This window comes from Leptothoe spongobia TAU-MAC 1115 (assembly GCF_018739885.1).
GTDB classification, from domain to species: domain Bacteria; phylum Cyanobacteriota; class Cyanobacteriia; order Phormidesmidales; family Phormidesmidaceae; genus Leptothoe; species Leptothoe spongobia.
The window spans coordinates 1-16,908 of record NZ_JADOES010000053.1; the positions used below are offsets into that span (position 1 = coordinate 1).

16 protein-coding genes and 1 tRNA gene are annotated in these 16,908 nt (G+C 47.5%); 8 read left to right on the plus strand and 9 right to left on the minus strand.

Translation table 11 applies throughout. From position 1 onward, the window contains the following. Both IXB50_RS19630 and IXB50_RS19635 read left to right on the plus strand, forming a co-directional pair. Positions 1-1,243: ATP-binding protein (locus IXB50_RS19630; RefSeq protein WP_215610695.1), on the plus strand; the 1,243-nt coding region annotated here is incomplete at its 5' end. Between the two features lie 5 nt (positions 1,244-1,248). Next, entirely contained in the window at positions 1,249-2,571 is a 1,323-nt protein-coding gene (locus IXB50_RS19635; protein ID WP_215610696.1) for a hybrid sensor histidine kinase/response regulator, read from the plus strand. A gap of 6 nt (positions 2,572-2,577) precedes the next feature. Here IXB50_RS19635 and tsaA read toward each other — a convergent pair whose 3' ends face one another. From tsaA to IXB50_RS19660, 5 genes are all read right to left on the minus strand, one after another. Beyond that, a complete protein-coding gene (tsaA, locus tag IXB50_RS22675) occupies positions 2,578-3,300 on the minus strand; it encodes a tRNA (N6-threonylcarbamoyladenosine(37)-N6)-methyltransferase TrmO (RefSeq protein WP_215610697.1) in 723 nt (240 codons plus the stop codon). Continuing rightward, entirely contained in the window at positions 3,300-4,061 is a 762-nt protein-coding gene (locus IXB50_RS19645) for an anti-sigma factor (protein WP_215610698.1), read from the minus strand. Before IXB50_RS19645 ends, tsaA begins: the two co-directional genes overlap by 1 nt. Next, on the minus strand, positions 4,058-4,618 hold the full coding sequence (locus IXB50_RS19650; protein ID WP_215610699.1) for a sigma-70 family RNA polymerase sigma factor: 561 nt from the start codon (positions 4,616-4,618) through the stop codon (positions 4,058-4,060). The genes IXB50_RS19645 and IXB50_RS19650 overlap by 4 nt, the downstream gene beginning before the upstream one ends. 259 nt (positions 4,619-4,877) lie before the next feature. After that, complete coding sequence (locus IXB50_RS19655; protein ID WP_215610700.1) at positions 4,878-6,341, minus strand: phosphoglucomutase/phosphomannomutase family protein; 1,464 nt, start codon at positions 6,339-6,341, stop codon at positions 4,878-4,880. A gap of 233 nt (positions 6,342-6,574) precedes the next feature. Continuing rightward, a complete protein-coding gene (locus IXB50_RS19660; protein WP_215610701.1) occupies positions 6,575-7,066 on the minus strand; it encodes a hypothetical protein in 492 nt (163 codons plus the stop codon). Positions 7,067-7,479: 413 nt separating this feature from the next. On the opposite strand from IXB50_RS19660, the gene IXB50_RS19665 reads away from it, so the two are divergent. Beyond that, positions 7,480-7,553: transfer RNA gene (locus tag IXB50_RS19665), tRNA-Pro, on the plus strand. 587 nt (positions 7,554-8,140) lie between these two features. Here IXB50_RS19665 and IXB50_RS22555 read toward each other — a convergent pair. Next, positions 8,141-10,237, minus strand: coding sequence for a S8 family serine peptidase (locus tag IXB50_RS22555; protein WP_216867701.1), 2,097 nt, complete (start codon positions 10,235-10,237; stop codon positions 8,141-8,143). A gap of 177 nt (positions 10,238-10,414) precedes the next feature. Here IXB50_RS22555 and IXB50_RS19675 point away from each other — a divergent pair, with 177 nt between their 5' ends. The 3 genes from IXB50_RS19675 to grxD all read left to right on the plus strand — a co-directional run bounded on the left by IXB50_RS19675 (position 10,415) and on the right by grxD (position 12,249). Then, positions 10,415-11,449: a hypothetical protein gene (locus IXB50_RS19675; RefSeq protein ID WP_215610703.1), complete on the plus strand. Its 1,035-nt coding sequence runs from the start codon at positions 10,415-10,417 to the stop codon at positions 11,447-11,449. A 58-nt stretch (positions 11,450-11,507) separates the two neighbouring features. Continuing rightward, entirely contained in the window at positions 11,508-11,759 is a 252-nt protein-coding gene (locus IXB50_RS19680; RefSeq protein ID WP_215610704.1) for a BolA family protein, read from the plus strand. 166 nt (positions 11,760-11,925) lie between these two features. Further along, positions 11,926-12,249 (plus strand): Grx4 family monothiol glutaredoxin, encoded by a 324-nt coding sequence (grxD, locus tag IXB50_RS19685; protein ID WP_215610705.1) that lies wholly within the window; start codon positions 11,926-11,928, stop codon positions 12,247-12,249. 113 nt (positions 12,250-12,362) lie between these two features. Here the strand turns inward: grxD and IXB50_RS19690 are convergent, their stop codons facing one another. Beyond that, positions 12,363-12,611, minus strand: a complete 249-nt coding sequence (locus IXB50_RS19690; protein ID WP_215610706.1) for a DUF6761 family protein — start codon at positions 12,609-12,611, stop codon at positions 12,363-12,365. 555 nt (positions 12,612-13,166) lie between these two features. On the opposite strand from IXB50_RS19690, the gene IXB50_RS19695 reads away from it, so the two are divergent. Then, positions 13,167-13,916 (plus strand): response regulator transcription factor, encoded by a 750-nt coding sequence (locus IXB50_RS19695; RefSeq protein WP_215610707.1) that lies wholly within the window; start codon positions 13,167-13,169, stop codon positions 13,914-13,916. 38 nt (positions 13,917-13,954) lie between these two features. On the opposite strand, the gene IXB50_RS19700 is transcribed toward IXB50_RS19695, so the two are convergent. Continuing rightward, on the minus strand, positions 13,955-14,704 hold the full coding sequence (locus IXB50_RS19700; RefSeq protein ID WP_215610708.1) for an ABC transporter ATP-binding protein: 750 nt from the start codon (positions 14,702-14,704) through the stop codon (positions 13,955-13,957). Continuing rightward, positions 14,701-15,252, minus strand: coding sequence for a hypothetical protein (locus IXB50_RS19705; RefSeq protein WP_215610709.1), 552 nt, complete (start codon positions 15,250-15,252; stop codon positions 14,701-14,703). The genes IXB50_RS19700 and IXB50_RS19705 overlap by 4 nt, the downstream gene beginning before the upstream one ends. A gap of 295 nt (positions 15,253-15,547) precedes the next feature. Between IXB50_RS19705 and IXB50_RS19710 the strand changes: the two genes are divergently transcribed. Further along, a complete protein-coding gene (locus tag IXB50_RS19710; protein WP_246564732.1) occupies positions 15,548-16,906 on the plus strand; it encodes an ATP-binding protein in 1,359 nt (452 codons plus the stop codon). The last annotated feature ends 2 nt before the right edge of the window (positions 16,907-16,908 follow it).

The window sequence follows — 16,908 nt, forward strand, 5'->3', positions numbered from 1 at the left end:
TTTTCTCAGAAATTGGGCTATTTTGGTTAATCTATATGTACTACTGTCTCATTTGAGACGGGTGCAAGATCTGAGTTTAAGCGCTCTGCTACAGAGTATTGTTGAAATTTGTCAAATCCAGGCTGAACAAAAGGGTATCGGATTTCAATACACATTTGATGAAACATTACCGACAGGCATCATCACCGACGATAAACGACTCCGCCAGGTACTCCTCAATCTCCTTAGTAACGCTATCAAATTTACCGACAATGGTCAGGTAACTCTACGCGTCAACCAAGAAGAGGAAGAAGGTGATGATGATACCGCCTGCAAGCTAAATTTTTCCGTAGAAGACACCGGTATCGGCATCTCTCCAGAACAAAGCCAACAGATTTTTGCCCCCTTTGAACAAGTGGGTCAACAACAAAAACGCTCAGAAGGAACAGGTCTGGGCTTAGCCATTAGCCAACAAATCGTGACACTAATGGGGGGCACTATCCAGCTACAAAGCCAGGTCGGTCAGGGCAGTACCTTTGATTTCACCATTCCCATTACCCCTTGTTCAAGTTATTCAGCAGCCAATTCAGTTAAACCCCATCAAGCGATCACAGGCTACGATGGACCACCCCGTCATATCCTGGTGGTCGATGATCGTTGGGAAAATCGGGATGTATTGACTAATCTGTTAGCTGATATTGGATTTGAAGTCACTGAAGCCATCCATGGTCAAGATGCCCTTGATAAGCTTGACCAATGCCGACCTGACGCCATCATTACAGATCTGATTATGCCGGTGATGGATGGATTTACTCTAATTAAACAGCTACGCCAATTGGATGCATGGCAAACGTTACCAATTATTGCCTCCTCCGCTAGCGTTAGCGCCGTTGATGAGCAAAATAGTTTACTGGCAGGGAGTAACGAGTTTTTGCCCAAGCCCGTGCAGGCAGACAGTCTCTTCAAGGTTCTCCAAGCCCACCTAAACTTAACCTGGCTCTACGCAGCAACCATACCTGCATCTGATTTAGAATCAACCACTATCAATCTCCATTTTCCACCTGAGGATATCCTTCAATCCCTACATCACTTAGCCCTTCAAGGTAATCTCAAGAAGATAAAACAGCAGGTAAAACAACTCACAGAAACAGATCCAACTTACACCGCATTTGCTCAACAGATTCAAATGTTTGTCACAGATTTCCAAGAGCAAGAACTGACACAGTTTCTCAAGGATGCGATCGCGAATGGGCAGACCGAGTAACCACCATGAATGAGCAAACTATGCCGTTAGGTACCGTTTTAGTCGTTGATGACAACTCCCATAATTTAAGCGTGATCTCTGAATGTCTAGATGCTAATGATTTTGAGGTACTCATTGCCAAGTCAGGAGAAAGTGCGTTAGAAAAAGTCACCTATGCCAGGCCAGATATCATTCTGCTAGATGTGATGATGCCAGGCATCAGCGGATTTGAAACCTGCCAACAGTTAAAGCGCAATCCTAAAACTGCTAATATCCCCATTATCTTCATGACGGCTCTAACCGATACTGAAAGCAAAGTTAGGGCCTTTCAATTGGGTGCAGCCGACTATGTTACCAAGCCATTTCAGGAAGCCGAAATCATTGCTCGCGTCAAAACCCATTTGAGGTTACACCAAGCTCTGAAAAAGGTCCAAATCACTAACAACATTTTAGAAGAAAAAATACACCAACAAACCCTTGCTGAAGAACAATTAAGGGCTACTCTTGCCGAACTCAAAACAACCCAGAGTAAACTCATCCAAGCTGAAAAACTATCTAGCCTGGGTAAAATGGTTGCCGGTATTGCCCATGAAATGAATAATCCTCTCACCTTTATTGAAGGGAACTTAGCACCGATGGAGGAATATGTTCAACAGTTAGCAAAGGCGATCGAAATTTATCGAACTAATCCATTGATACCGTCAGAATATGCCCAAGAACAATTAAATAGCCTCGACCTGGACTTTATCCTGAAGGATATCCCTAATGTGCTGCGCTCCATGAAAACCGGCACAACTCGGCTAGAAGCCATTATCCAAGAACTGCGCAATTTTTCCCATCTGGATCAAGCAACCGAGAAAATTATCGATATCCACGAGGCAATTGACCATACCCTAATCATGGTCAACCATCGACTACAGGCTTCCCCATCAAGAGCTGCAATTCAATTACATAAAAACTATCACTTGCCTCTCAGTCAGGTGAAGTGTTACCCTCAGCTGCTCAATCAGGCTATTTTTCAACTAATGCTCAATGCGATTGATGCTATCGATGCAAAAGTGAATAGTGCGCAGGAATTGTCAGCGCCAGAAATCACAATTACCACTCAGCAACAGGAAAATTGTTTATTGATCAGTATTAGTGATAATGGCATTGGTATTGCCCCAGAAAACTATGGGCACATTTTTGACCCGTTTTTTACCACCAAGCCCATTGGCCAGGGTGTGGGTTTAGGACTCTCCAATGCCTATCAAACGATTCAGCGCCACCACGGTCAGTTACACTGCCAATCTACGTTGCACCAGGGAAGTACCTTTGACATTATCTTACCTCTCAAACATCAGGGCTAGTTCTGGTTAGTGCTCCACGTCCACTAATTTAGTGACGGTTGCAATCCCATGGTGAACAACCCAGAAAACCCTGTAGTGACTGATCTGCATAGTCCATCGCTGGCCTGGTCTTCCATCCTTTCCCCGTTCATACCCCGGTCGCGGATCCTGCCCCAATGTCTCTTCAATCAAACACCGCAATTTTTTCGACCCTGGCTCTAGACACTCAGATAATATCGCCTCTGACTCAACACTCCATCGCACGGGCAAAGACGTTTCTTGCCTGACCGCCCAAGCTGCGTGAGCATCTGCAAGCGCATCTGCGTAAGGCACATAGGGCTTCACATCAATCACCGGAGTCCCATCTAAAAAGTCTCCCCCTTGCACCTGTAGTCGTAACTTTCTCTCTTTCTCAGTTACACTCAACAGTTTTACCGCACTCATGCCAATGGCATTGGGGCGATTGGGACTACGCGTGGCATACACCCCAACGCTTTTATTACCGCCCAGCCGAGGGGGTCTCACCAAAGGCTTAAAGTTCCCATAGGTTTGCCCATGAAAAACAAACAACACCCACAGGTGAGAAAACTCTTCAATTCCCCGTAGTGCCAACTTATTCTCTTCTGTTGCCTCAAAAACAATATCCCCATAGGCCGACGTTACCAACCCTGCCTGCCGGGGAATCCCAAACCGATCGGGATAGCATGATTCAATATAGGCAATGGGCGTAAATGTAACTGCAGCAACCACTAGATCGCCCCCGTCATCACTGGCTCTCTCGATGGATCAGGCTCGGTCTGACTGCCATCAATCGTGACCAGCAGTTGCGTCGCTTTAACACCTTTGGGGGGCGTTTCATCAGGCGTAAATCGGACAAAAACCGAACCGTCGTTCTGGGTATTAAATTCACCACAATAGATGACAGTGCCATTTTCCAGCATTAACCACATGCGATAAATCTCTTCGGGCGGTAGTGGTGGCAAATCCCCCAGAGAGACAATCACCTCTTGCCAATTACCAGGGGTAAAGAGGAGTGTACCAGCTGCATCGTTCCCGTCCCCCGTAAGGGCAATCAGACGACTGTTGGGCTGTTGCAAAATTGAAGCCACTCGGTCTGACTTTATCCGTTGGGCTAATTGGTTGCGCAGACGCAGGTTATCCATAGCTAGGGCCAGGGTAGAGATCGCAACCACTCCCACCAACACCGGCCAAATCTTTCCTCTAGATTGTCTCACCTCAGGTTCTCTAGGCTCACGAACACCAACAGCCTTACTAGACCGCATCACAATTCGTTCCCGCAGATGAGCCGGTGGCACCACTGGGACCAACCCCTGGGGCATGACTTCAAAACTTGCCTGCAGTGCCTGCAGCTCCTTTAACATCACCGGATCATCCAGCACCAGCTGTTCCACCCGCTCTCTTTCCTCAGGGACCAAATCCCCCAATACATACCCGGCAAGCAGCATTCGTTTCTCTTCAGGCAACGGGTTTGGCATCTTGTTGGGATTCATCCGACCGCTCCCCCCAATCGCCTTCTCAGTTCAATGAGTCCCTGACGGGCTCGAGTTTTTACAGTTCCCAACGGCATATCTAACTGTCGAGCGATGTCTGCATGACTAATTCCCTGATAAAAGTTCATCTCCAACACTTGACGCTGCTGGTCTTTAAGCTGAGAGAGTGCCTGTTGTACTGTCTCTTGTTGTTCCGACAACGTGGCATTTTCCAGAGGCGTCATGGCACGCTCCGGAATACTTCCCTGGAGTCGCTGGAGAGAACGTTGTTGAGTACTTCGTTTTGCGATCCGATCTAACGCCCGTGAGCGAGCAACCAATCCTAGATAGGTACTCAATACAGCTCGGCCAGGATCATACTTATTTTGTTTCCAGAAATTGAAAAATATATCCTGGGTCAGGTCCTCAGCTTCAGCCGGTTGCTTGAGTAGTCTTAACGCAACTGTATAAACCAAACCACCATAGCGATCATAGAGAACGGCAAGGGCTTCCTGGTGTCCAGCTCTCAGGCTATGAATTAACTCGATATCCGAGGTATCTGTAGAAAAACGAGCCATGAATCACACGGGACAACCGACCTCTTGTCAAAAAAATTAGCCGTTGCTGATTTTTTAGGATGAATCGATCCGAACACAGCAGACTTGGCCAAAACCTGGCAGATGAAATTATAGTTCGGATCAGCAACACCATACAAAAAAGGACCATGCCCTTAACGGACATGGTCCAAATCCCAAATTCAAAAAGACAATTCAGAGGGGCATCCCATGTAGGTACCTACATGGGCCATCCTTTATAATTACCCCCATCATAGCTGGCCTAACTCACCGACTTTGCCCAGTCCTTAGCCCAGTTCAAGTTCTGATGGACGTCCTCAATAGTCGCGGCTTCAGAATAAAGGCGCAACACTGGCTCGGTCCCACTAAATCGAATTAACAGCCAGCTACCATCGGCCAAACTAAACTTGTAACCATCGATGGACAATACATTACTGACTGCCTTACCAGCCACTTCTTTAGGTGTGGAATTTTGTAAACTATCTAGCAGTTTAGCCCGTACATCCATATTGGCTAAGGGCAGATCAATCCGATCATACGCGCCTTCGAAGTTAGTTTGCTGGCGCAGGGCCTGGTTGAGTTGGCCAAAGTCCTTACCACTTTTCACAACAGCTTCTAACAGGTACAGCGCCGAAAGTAGCGCATCCCGCTCCGGAATATGGTGGCCATAGCCAATTCCGCCAGATTCTTCACCACCGATCAATACCTGGGTTTCCAGCATCCGATCGGCAATGTACTTATAGCCGATGGGGGTTTCATGGACCGACAGACCGTGCATCTGAGCAACCTTTTGCATCAGGTTCGAGCCGCTGATGGTCTTGATCACTTCACCATCAAAACCACGACGGGCCTTGAGGTGATCAATCAAAATGGGGATCAAGACCTGGGAGCTGAGAAACTCACCCTGGCCATCCATACCGGCAACGCGATCGCTATCTCCATCAAAGATAATCCCCACCGTTAGCCCTTCAGCACCAGACTGATAGCGATCTTTAATCGCCTTGTAGAGCTTAGGAATATATTTAGGTAGCGGTTCTGGAGCCCCTCCCTCAAATAGAGGATCGGCATCGCCATTGATCTCATGGATGGGCATGCCCAAAATCTTTTCAAATCCGCCTGCGGCTGAACCATGCATGACATCAGCAAACACGGTGAGCTTGCCATCGGCAATAGCCCCGCGAATTGCATCGATATCCACCATGCCTTGGAGTGCTTCGCAGTAGCTGGGCCAGGGATCAAAAGATGTGATCGTACCCGGTGTCCCTGCCACGGGTTTACCTGCGGGGATTAAAGCCTCTACTTTCTTGGTGACCTCTGGAGGTACCGAGCCGCCAAATGCACCTTTGACCTTCAAGCCAGAATAGGCAGCTGGATTATGACTGGCCGTAATGACAATGGCCCCCAGGGCTCCTTGGGCATGGGCGGCCCAGCTAAACGCGGGTGTGGGCGCAAAGCATTCGGATAGCAACACATCGTAGCCAGCCTGGGCGACAGCTTCAGCCGCATGACTGGCAAATTCGGGCGATAGAAACCGACGGTCATACCCCACAATCACGGTACGACTCCCGTTACTGCCGTAGCACTCTTCAAGCACTTTGGCAGACAGAGCGGCGACCAAATCTACTCGCTCAAAGGTAAAGTCGGCGGCAATCATGCCACGCCAACCATCTGTACCAAATTTGATTGATTTACCTACAAATACCGATGGAGATAATACAGCTGCCATAATAGTTTCAGTAATGCAACGTCTAAGGAATACACGGATGCAACAGGGAATCCTGAGCGATTCCCCCCGCAGTTTAAACAGTGTCCCTAGGAAATGCTAGAGGGTAGAACTCAGTAGCATTGTGTTTTTTGAACTTAGCCTTACTGAAATGGACTGCCTAGGGGCAAGAAGAGTTGCCTAGACAGTAAATTCGGCAAAAATCTATAGCTAAATCATCCTAATTGGCAGGTAGGTTATACGGACAGTCCTTCAATGGTAAAAGGGGCATCAGCGGATAGCTCGATCATGGCAATCTTGCTCATGTTTTCCAGCTTCAGAATCTGCAGGGGTAACAGATGGGTTTCTGAACTACTAGGCCATCGAAACGCTTTATCACTATGTATTTCTAAAACCTGACCGTTGGCTTCTAAGACCTTGAGTAGCATGGGCTGAGTACATCGTCCCCACAGACAAAAGGAGTCAACGGTATCGTCCAGGGCAATGGACAGGTGGTTATCGTTGCCAGTCGGCATGACCACTAGCTGACCAACCTTCGCCACAAAGCGTGGATTAGATGGAATAAGTGCGATCGCGCAACCAAAGCTAACCTCAGAAAACTGGGTCGTTACCATTTCCAAGGGAGCTAAACTTTGAAAATCGAATCCCGTAGGGACATCGGTAATGTTCAATACATCTGCCTCTAATATGTCGGCAGCATTTGAACAGTCAATATTGAGAGCAAACACGGATTGTCTCCTAAGCGGTCATTTTTCGCTACATTGGCAGACTCGGTGATTCCTTACCTATCTACAGGAAATTACAGCGTCCAATAACGGCAAACTTAAAATGTATATCAATGAATTGAAAATGATTAGCACCCTTTAGGTTAAGCATGCACATATAAAACCAGATTGAAACGTTAGGTATATAAAGAAACTAACGGATACACACCGATAACATTGAAATATCGGTAAAGGCTCTGGAAATAATAGTCCATGCTATGAATCTGCGCCTGATTTATGCTGGTAAACCCTTATCAGGATTTACCGAGAGACCGCACCAGACTAGTGTGATAACCTAGTTTGGTAACAGCAACAAGTAGCAGCAACGCTTCAAATATAATTTGCTTGCATTAAGGACTGCTTAGAGTTGACTGAGACGGGATGTAGCGCAGTTTGGTAGCGCACTTCGTTCGGGACGAAGGGGCCGCTGGTTCGAATCCAGTCATCCCGATTTTGGACTTATCCCACCAGCGTCTAATGGGCCGCTGGTACTCTTCGAGAAGCTGAATTACGAATCCAGTCATCCCACGTTTGGACTTGTCCCACCAACGCCCAAAGGGCCGCTGGTACTCTTCGAGAAACTGAACTACGAACCACTGAGAAAATGAACTACGGATCCAATTAAAAAGATTCGTTTTTACCATCTAAATAGTTGGTTTCTAGCACTGCTCCAAGAAGCTAGCCATAACCTGACATCTGACGATAAAAACTCCCCCACACCTAAATCAGCGTCCCTTGACTAACGCTGATGAAACATAAAACCCTGATATCTATGTGTCTGAGATGAACCAGTAATGTCCCCACAAATACGGTAGAAGCTAAAAACTAAGGACATGTAGATAAAACCAGTAAGCCAACCACATAAAAAAATGCTGGCAACGAGTATTGCGCTAATAAAAGCGGCATACTGCCAATTTAGCATCCTCAGAAGAAAAGTGAGTAAGCTATGCTACCAACCCTACATATAGGTATATCGCAAGCTGAGAAGCTCATGACATAAGGATTTTATCTATACGACAAATGGCGTAGATATCTCTGCTAGACGCCTAGTTTTAGTAGCCATTGTGACAGTTGTCCTTGATGTGTCTCAGTATGGTCCATAATCTTGAGCTGCCAACGACCATGTATCCCATGATTCATTAGCAGACTCAGGGCTGGGGTGTTTTCAAAGGTAAAGGTTTTACGCAGTTGCGTCTGTCGCCCTAAAGTACGTCCCTGTAACAGCACTGTCTTCCCCTGGGGGGCAATCACTGAAATGGAGAGATCCCCTAAAAAGCCGTGACGAATATCTACGTAGACTTGGATATCTTGGACTACACCGTACTGATTAATCGTAATACCAGCCCGTTGCATGGCCGTTCTATCCGATGGGATCGCGACCGTTACAGCACTGGTCTGCTCAATGGTCTTACTCAATCTGCGAGTGGCTAAGTGGCGATCTTTGGATGCTTTGACAGCTTTGTAGGCATTGACCTTGCCATAGCCAAACCAGCGGGAATGACCACTGTCGTCATAATCACCATAGGTTAGCCCCAGCTGAGGATCAGGATTCTTATCTTCAATTTTGTCGGCGGTATTCTGCAAAATTTGTTTGACATCTCCTGCCGTTAGGTCTGGATTCGCCGATAACATCAGTCCGACGACGCCTGCCACCACTGGACAAGCGCTGGATGTGCCGCCAAAGCTACTGGTGTAGTTACTTTTGTTATAGCCAGTTCCCCCCGTGCGATCGGCAGTGGTCATCCCCAGGCCGTCAAATCCCGCTTTCACCAAAGGCCCTGTTTCTACCTGCCCCACATTGGGAAGCGCCATACTCGGTGCGCCATTATTGCTGGGTGCAGCCACCGATACATGCCTGCCCCAATTGCTATAGACGGCCTTCCGATTCAAGCTGGTGCTGGCCGAGACTGTAATCACATCCGGATGCATGGCAAAGCCACCCAGCCATTGGGTCACACCTTGTAGCGCTCTCCTGGGCCAACCTTTCTCATTTACCTTGCCGTTTAACGGTCGATTGGCATTGCCTGCTGAGAATAGCACCACACAGCCTTTCCCATTTCGGCCTTGGGTAGCAGCTTGGTTGATCGCATTGCGCTGACGTAAGGATAGAGGGAAATACACCGCTGCTGGTGACCAACTACAGGAGATTACCGAAGCCCCTTGCCCAACGGCCCATTCAAACAGTTGTTCAATCGATTCATCATCCAAATACCCGGTCGTTTGAATAGGCATAAAGCTACAGCCTGGAGCCACACCAACGATGCCATTACCGGTTTCTTCGCCTACCGCTAAACCTGCCACCGCTGTTCCATGGTTTTCATAATCTTGACTGGGTATCGGTAGCCCATCTTGATGCTTTAGATCTGAGGGAGCCACCAGCTTGCCGATCCCCTGGAGGTCTGGATGATTAAGGTCAAAGGCATCATCAGTTACCGCAATCACCACCGACCGACTGCCACGGGTAATATCCCAGGCCTTTTCTGCTGAGATGTGAGAGTTGACCGCCAACCCCCGACCGCCCTGATGTTGTAGGTGCCATTGTTGGCTATAAAGCTGATCCCTAGGACGATACAGCGGTGCCGTGGATACCACTATATTCGGTTCTGCCACCAGGACCTCTCCATAGCGCATTAACCGGTTAGCTAACTTAATTGGATTTTCTGCCGCTGCCTTGCTCACCCTAAAGACATAGATCCGCTCTGTCCCAGCCAAGCCTTTCTCTCGAATCAACCCCAGCTCCTTTGCGAGTTCATCAATGGCTCTTAATGGAAACCCCGTCGCAAACTGTACCGTCAGTTGCTCAAGTAAATAGAGATGGGTCTTGGGACTCGCGGCCAGTTCATACACGTGGCTAGCAAACTTGACCTGGGTTAACTGTCGAGCAGTTTGTAAACAAGACTCCAGCTGCTGCCGCCGCACCTTAATAGCGACTAACTGCCCTCGGGCAACAGAGCGGATAGCAAGGGGCTGCCACTGGGCCTTTAATTGCTCTAGCAGAGCCGACTGCTCTGTCAACTCATCCAACCGGATCGTCAACCAATTAGGAACTTTGTAGAGTAATAGCTCCTCGCCCCCCCGCTGCAAGATGACTCCCGCTTGCTCTGGACTGACTCCTTGTAAGCTTTCTCCTGTCATAATTTCAGGTATCCCACGGACAATATCCACTTTGACAATAGGCACAATGCCTGAAAATGTAAGACATGTGTATTGATAACCTCTGTAACGATATATTAGGGTTTTAAAACTAAATCACCCTCGTAGATCAAATCGTTACGCTTTTTATCCCGCGTTGTCATCAACTTAGTCGGCTCCATGGTTTCCTTTTCGCGCATTCTTCAACCAGGTATGTTCTCCTTTATAGGAGCAGCCGCTAGCATAGCGCTGATGGCTCCCTCTGCTCCTGCAGCTCCTACAACAGCAGAGTTCACCACAGAAGGAGCCCCTCAGGCCACCCTCTTAGCTCAATTAGATGATGGTCTGGGACTTGCTGCTGGGGAAACACTCCTGGCAGAGGCTGAAACGGCCATCGATAGTCAGGATTATGATTTGGCCATCCGCAAGCTACAAGCGGCAAGAGAGAGTTTAAACCAAACGTCCAATAGCTACCAGGATATTGCTGAAGCTTTTACAGGTATAGACGCTGACATCAGCGGCAGTTTACGGACCAGTGCCCGTGATTCGGCACAGCTGCGCGATCGCGCTACGTTACGACAAGCCCTGATCTATCGTGCCCAGGGTCAGGCAGAGTTGGCCGTTCCCCTACTGGTCGAGATCGTCCAGAGTCAGGGGCCGACTCGTGAGTTAGGTCTAGATGCTTATCGCCAGCTATTCGAACTGGGTTTTGTCAGCCGTCCCTATCGTCGTACCGGGTCTGAAGATCCCAGTACCGCTATAGCCGATGTTGCTCGTCCCCTCAATCAAGACGATAATCCCACTGGTATCAGAGCCGCTAAGCTGCTGATGGACGAGGCCGCAGATGCCCATGCTGCTGGGGATTACGGGACAGCCGTAGCCCGTTTGCAAACTGCGCGGGAGACCTTAAATACCTCCTCTAGCTACTATCAGAGCCTATTTACTACCTTTACCGGTATTGATAGGCGCGTTAGTACCGAGATGCGTGAAAAAGCGCTAGACGCAGCTGAACTTCGAGACCAGGCTTCCTTGCGACAGGCCCTTGCCTATCAAGCACAGCAGCAGTCTACACTAGCCATTCCTCTACTGGTAGAAGTGCTTAGCAGCCAAAATCCAACCCGCGACCTTGGTAAGCAAGCCTACGACCAACTGCTCGAAATTGGGTTTGTAGCCCAGCCTTATGTAGTGACCGAAGAAACCGCCACATCGCCGTAGGGTTGGGCAATGCCCACCGTCCGCGTTAGGCTTAGAATTGCCTTTATGTGCTAACCCTATGATTCCTGCTGACCAAGTAGAGCAACTGATCAAATCCCAACTACCTGATGCCCAGGTCATCATCCAGGACCTGACAGGCACTCGCGATCATTACCAGGCTACAATTGTGTCCACATCATTTGAGGGACTCAACCTCATTAAGCAGCATCAACTGGTTTATGGGAGTGTTAATGCGGCTATGGCATCTGGCGATCTCCATGCCCTTACCCTCAAAACCTTTACCCCCGAAGAGTGGGCTCAGCAAACCTGACGCAGCTCAGCAAACAGTCCGATAAGATCGTTAAAGAACTAACCATTGCTGCTCCTCGATTGACTTAATCTGTGATGTACTGACAATTTAGTGATTACAACAGACAGGGTCATTCCTTGAAGTCAGCAACAGCAAATAATTAGCCTAACCATTGAGTGCCTTAGCCATGTCTCCAGAAGTCAAAGAAAAAATCGACAGCTTGGTCGCATCTAACAAAATCGTTGTATTCATGAAGGGCACCAAATTGATGCCCCAATGTGGTTTTTCCAATAATGTCGCCCAGATTCTAAACTCCCTGGGTGCTCCCTACGAATCGATTGATGTGCTCGCTGACTATGACATTCGTCAGGGCATCAAGGAATATTCCAACTGGCCCACAATTCCCCAGGTTTATATCAGTGGTGAGTTTGTCGGTGGCTCAGACATCTTGATTGAGCTATATCAAAACGGTAAGCTACAAGAGATGGTTGAAGTAGCTCTGGCCTCCTAATGGGGACTCAGAGGATGTAACCATTGTCCTTGAAATAATTAATTTATAAAGAAGGGAGCATTCTAGTCTGTGTGAATGCTCCCTTCTTTATGACCTCATTTGGTTCTGTCTCGCTAGCGATAGTCAGGTTCAGGTTGGGGCTGTGCCAATGCAAAATTGGATGAATCAAACATAAATCGGCCTACCTCCGCCTCCAAACGATGAATAAGATAGGGCTCTAGCGCATCAGAATGGTGAAGAGCTGCTAAATATCCAGCAACGTAGCGCCGTAGATCATCAGAACGATATCCACGATTCCACTGATCAACTAACGCATCTGTAATCCGCTGGTAATAGCGAATTGATTTTGCATCTTGAAGCATAATGTATGGGCCTCCTCTATACCGCTCACTTAAGACCTATTTGCTATCGCTATGGGTGATCAAATAATGGGGGATGATTTAATTGACTTTCTGCTAAATAACCGACATTTAACCGAAGGGGCAAGGTTATGTGACGACGGAAAAAATAAGACTGAGAACGAGAATTGAAGGGGGTAGATACAAAGATGTCTATTGCTCGAACTCAGAGTTAAAACACATCCACGTCTAGGACAGTCATCTTTCCGTAGAAGAATCTACAGGTTTCAATTTGAACGTGGTTTATGTAAACTTTTTTTGTTTTTTCCGTATTCTCTCTAAGATTTTATCAGCTTAGGCATGATGATTGGCAGTTTCTTTTGCAAATGTATAGGGTTTGACCAGTGAATTTACCTTGATAGCGAATGTCCATGTATTCTTTGATATGAGTATCTACATAATGATCGAATATAAATACGGACATATCCCTAGCCCGTAGCCGCAACTACAAAACATTATTGAGATTTTTGATACTCTTCTACGAGAGTGTTATGAAGCCTAGGCTTCCTTTAGTTTGCCGTGGCCTCTACGTGTATTCAAATCATCGAGGGTAACCCCCATCTGAGATCGCTACTCAGTTGGCATCTTCAGCAGGCAGGTTATCGTGTCAACCAGTCTGCTGATATCATGCGGGCCAAGGAAACCTTTCAGACAGTCCAACCGAATCTGGTGATCATGGAAACGGAGCTGTCAGACGGTAATGGTCTGGAGCTATGCCAGTGGTTACAGCAGCGGGGTCGTCCACTGATTATGATCCTCTCAGCCAAATCGGGCGAACCGGATGTAGTAGCAGGTCTACAGGCTGGGGCTGATGACTATCTGAAAAAGCCCTTTGGTATGCAAGAATTTTTGGCCCGAGTCGAAGCGTTAACCCGACGCAATCGCAAGATAACGGCCCCTGTCTCCCTGACCTATGGTGATTTAAATATTGACCTGGTGCAGCGTCGGGTCAGGTTCAAGGAGCAGTTTATCGACCTGACGCCCCAGGAATTTAGTCTAATTTATGTTCTGACCCAAGCCGAGGGGTCTCCATTAAGCAGGGCTGATCTACTACGACGTGCCTGGCCTGATGCCATTGATAACCCTCGCACCGTCGATACCCACGTCCTATCTCTGCGCAAAAAAATTGAAGTCGATCCGCGTCAGCCCAGTGTTATTCAAACTGTGCGCAATGTGGGCTATCGACTCAATATTGAACGACTAGATAGCCATAGTGGTCCTCAGCCAGTGAGTGTGGGTGCCGTAAACGCGATTAATGCAGTTGGTTAGCTGTCTCTACCTATGTAGGTGCGTTCCATAGAACACCCCTACCAATTATCATCGCCCCATTCGTCATTGTTTTGGGCGTTTATGATGCCTTGCTTTAGGACTAACCAATCTACCTGGCTAATAGACTGATAACTAACCAGTTTGCCCTGGTCCAAATACAGAACATGGGTAGCCCAGTCGGCCATCAGCTCTAGCTGATGATTTACCATCATCACGGTACTAGGGTTATCTGGACTGGCGAGATAGGAAAGCAAATGGTGGGCATAGCCCATGTCTTGGGCCGCTGTGGGTTCATCCAATAGGACGATATCAGGGCTAGTCGCTAGGGTACGGGCGATCGCAACTCGCTGTCGCTGCCCCACTGATAGTTCTACAGCCTGCCGACCTAGCCAATCTTGAGGAATTTTTAGCCGTTCTAGCCAGGGTTGTAGCGTACGCCTGGCAGATGCAGCACCCACTCCCCGCAGTCGAGCAGGGTAGCACAGGGTCTCTTCTACCGATTGCTCTAGGAGTTTACTATCCTGCATCACCAGACCAATCTGCCTGCGTAGTTCTACCACCGGATAGTGGGACAGGGGCCGCTGTCGATAGGTAATCTGCCCACTGCTGGGCTCACTTAGACGGTTCATCAACCGTAGTAGGGAGGTTTTACCTGCCCCTGAGGGACCGACAATGGCTAAGCGGGTTTTGGGTGCGATCGCAAACGAAACCTGGTCCAACAGCAGACCAATACCGACTCCGGCTCGCAAGGATACCTCCGTAAAGTCTAGGATGCTGTCGTCTTTCATGCGATACCACCATGGGTGGCAGTCCACACTGTCCAGGCATCCATGAGCAGCAGAAAGACCGTCATGATTAGTAAAAACAGATACATCCAGGGCTGTGCCAACGGTGTCACATCCTGAGTATCAAGCCCCGTCTTTGCCTCCACCGTACGCACCAGTCGAGCAAACCCTACCACCCGCATCGGCAAAAGATAGGCCCGGTCTGCCGCTGCTGTCATCAAGTAATAAACCGTTCCATTCTGTCCCGTGGAGCGGGGCTTGAGTGCCGTAATCTCAGACCATGTCAGCGACCATCCCCGCCATGGCAATGGCGATACCATGGCAATCCCCTGATCTGAGGTTTCCACCCGCTCACTCAAACCCGCCCCTAAAAACAACGCACCCAGCAGCGCCAATGCCACTAGCAACCCAGGACTAACGGGCGCAGTTGTCACCTGAGCTAAAAACGGCAACGGTAGCAATAGGGCCACATAAAAACTCAGTAACGTCACCTTAATCAACGGTGAAATCCGAAATCGATCAAAGGATTTACTGAAATCATCCGATTGCATAAATACTAATGATCTAGTCAAAGATCAATAAAAAAATTAACATTAATAGTTTAGGTTATCTATCCTTAATACAGGGAATTGAAATAGCTTCGAAAACATTACTCGTACCATAGGCTAACGACAGTTGAAACATCTATTGTTAAACTCATTCTGTATTTCATATCTAATAACTTTAGAAATCAGGGAAAAACTATTAGAGACATTACTTTGGCAAGTACGTAAAAATTCAAAGCGTAGAATTTCGTGTCCTAGGTCATCACCGTAGCTTCGAATGTCGGTCTAAGTGAGGTTTCCCTTGAATTTGAACTCAGAAGAATTATTGATAGAGATTTACAGCTCTTTTGAACCTTTTCAACCACCTTCAAAGGAAGCTTATGTGGATTGTCAAGAAGTTCGTGGCAAATGGGATGTCGTTCGAGAACTGGGACGTAAGATTACTCGTTCGAAAAAGTCAACTTGCCAACTTTACACAGGACACCGAGGCGTAGGCAAATCTACAGAACTTCTAAGACTCAAAGAGTATCTAGAGGAAAAAAAGTATTTTGTCGTCTACTTTGCCGCTGATGAGCTAGATATTGAACCTCAAGACACAGACTATGCAGAAATTCTGTTTGCTTGTACCCGTCATTTAGTGGAGGAAATCAAGCTAATTAATCACAATCCTTTACTTCAGTGGCTTGAGCAACGTTGGGAATCCCTGAAGGACTTAGCTCTAACTGAAGTGGAATTTGAAGGTTTAGGCTTGGAAGCTCAGGTTGCTCAATTTGCGACAATCATGGCCAACCTGAAAGCAGTCCCAAGTAAACGACGAGAATTACGTAAAAGAATTAATGAGAATACTCGCTCTTTAATAGATGCGCTCAACGACTTTATTAACGAAGCCCGGAAAGTATTACCACCTGATAAAAATCGCGATTTAGTAATTATTGTCGATAATTTAGACCGAATTGTAGAAACAAAAGAAGAAGGCAAACCCAGCAACTACGATGAAATTTATCTGAATCGCAGTGAAATGCTCAGGGGCTTAGAATGCCATGTTATCTACACTGTCCCTATAACCATGGTCTACTCTGGTCGGGCAACGCGATTAGAAGATAATTACGATACGCCTGATGTATTACCTATGGTTATGGTGCGTAATCCTGACAATAGTGTTAATCAGCAAGGCCTGACCAAGCTCAAGGAAGTGGTTTTGCGACGTATTCAAATCATCGAGCCCAGACTTACTCAAACTTTAGTGGGTTCTGTAGCAGGATTAGATGTACCTCCAGTTTTTGATAGCCCAGAAACGTTAGATCAGCTTTGTTTTATGAGTGGAGGGCATGTCAGAAACCTCATGCAGCTAATTCAAAAAGCCATTGATTGGACAGAGGAATTACCCATCAATGCTCAAGCAGTAAGGCGGGCTGTTGAAGAAGCACGACAAACCTACCGTCGTCAAATTCAAGAAAATCAGTGGGACGTATTGGCAAGTGTCTACCAACATAGGCAACCCAAGCGAGATGAAGCTCATTTGCGACTCCTACTGAACCGTTGTCTATTGGAATATCGTTACTATGATGCAAATGAAGCTTTACAAACCTGGTGTAATGTACATCCCCTTGTAGAAGGTATCAGGCAATTTCAAGAAGCTCTCTCCTCTAGAGTAAACTAACC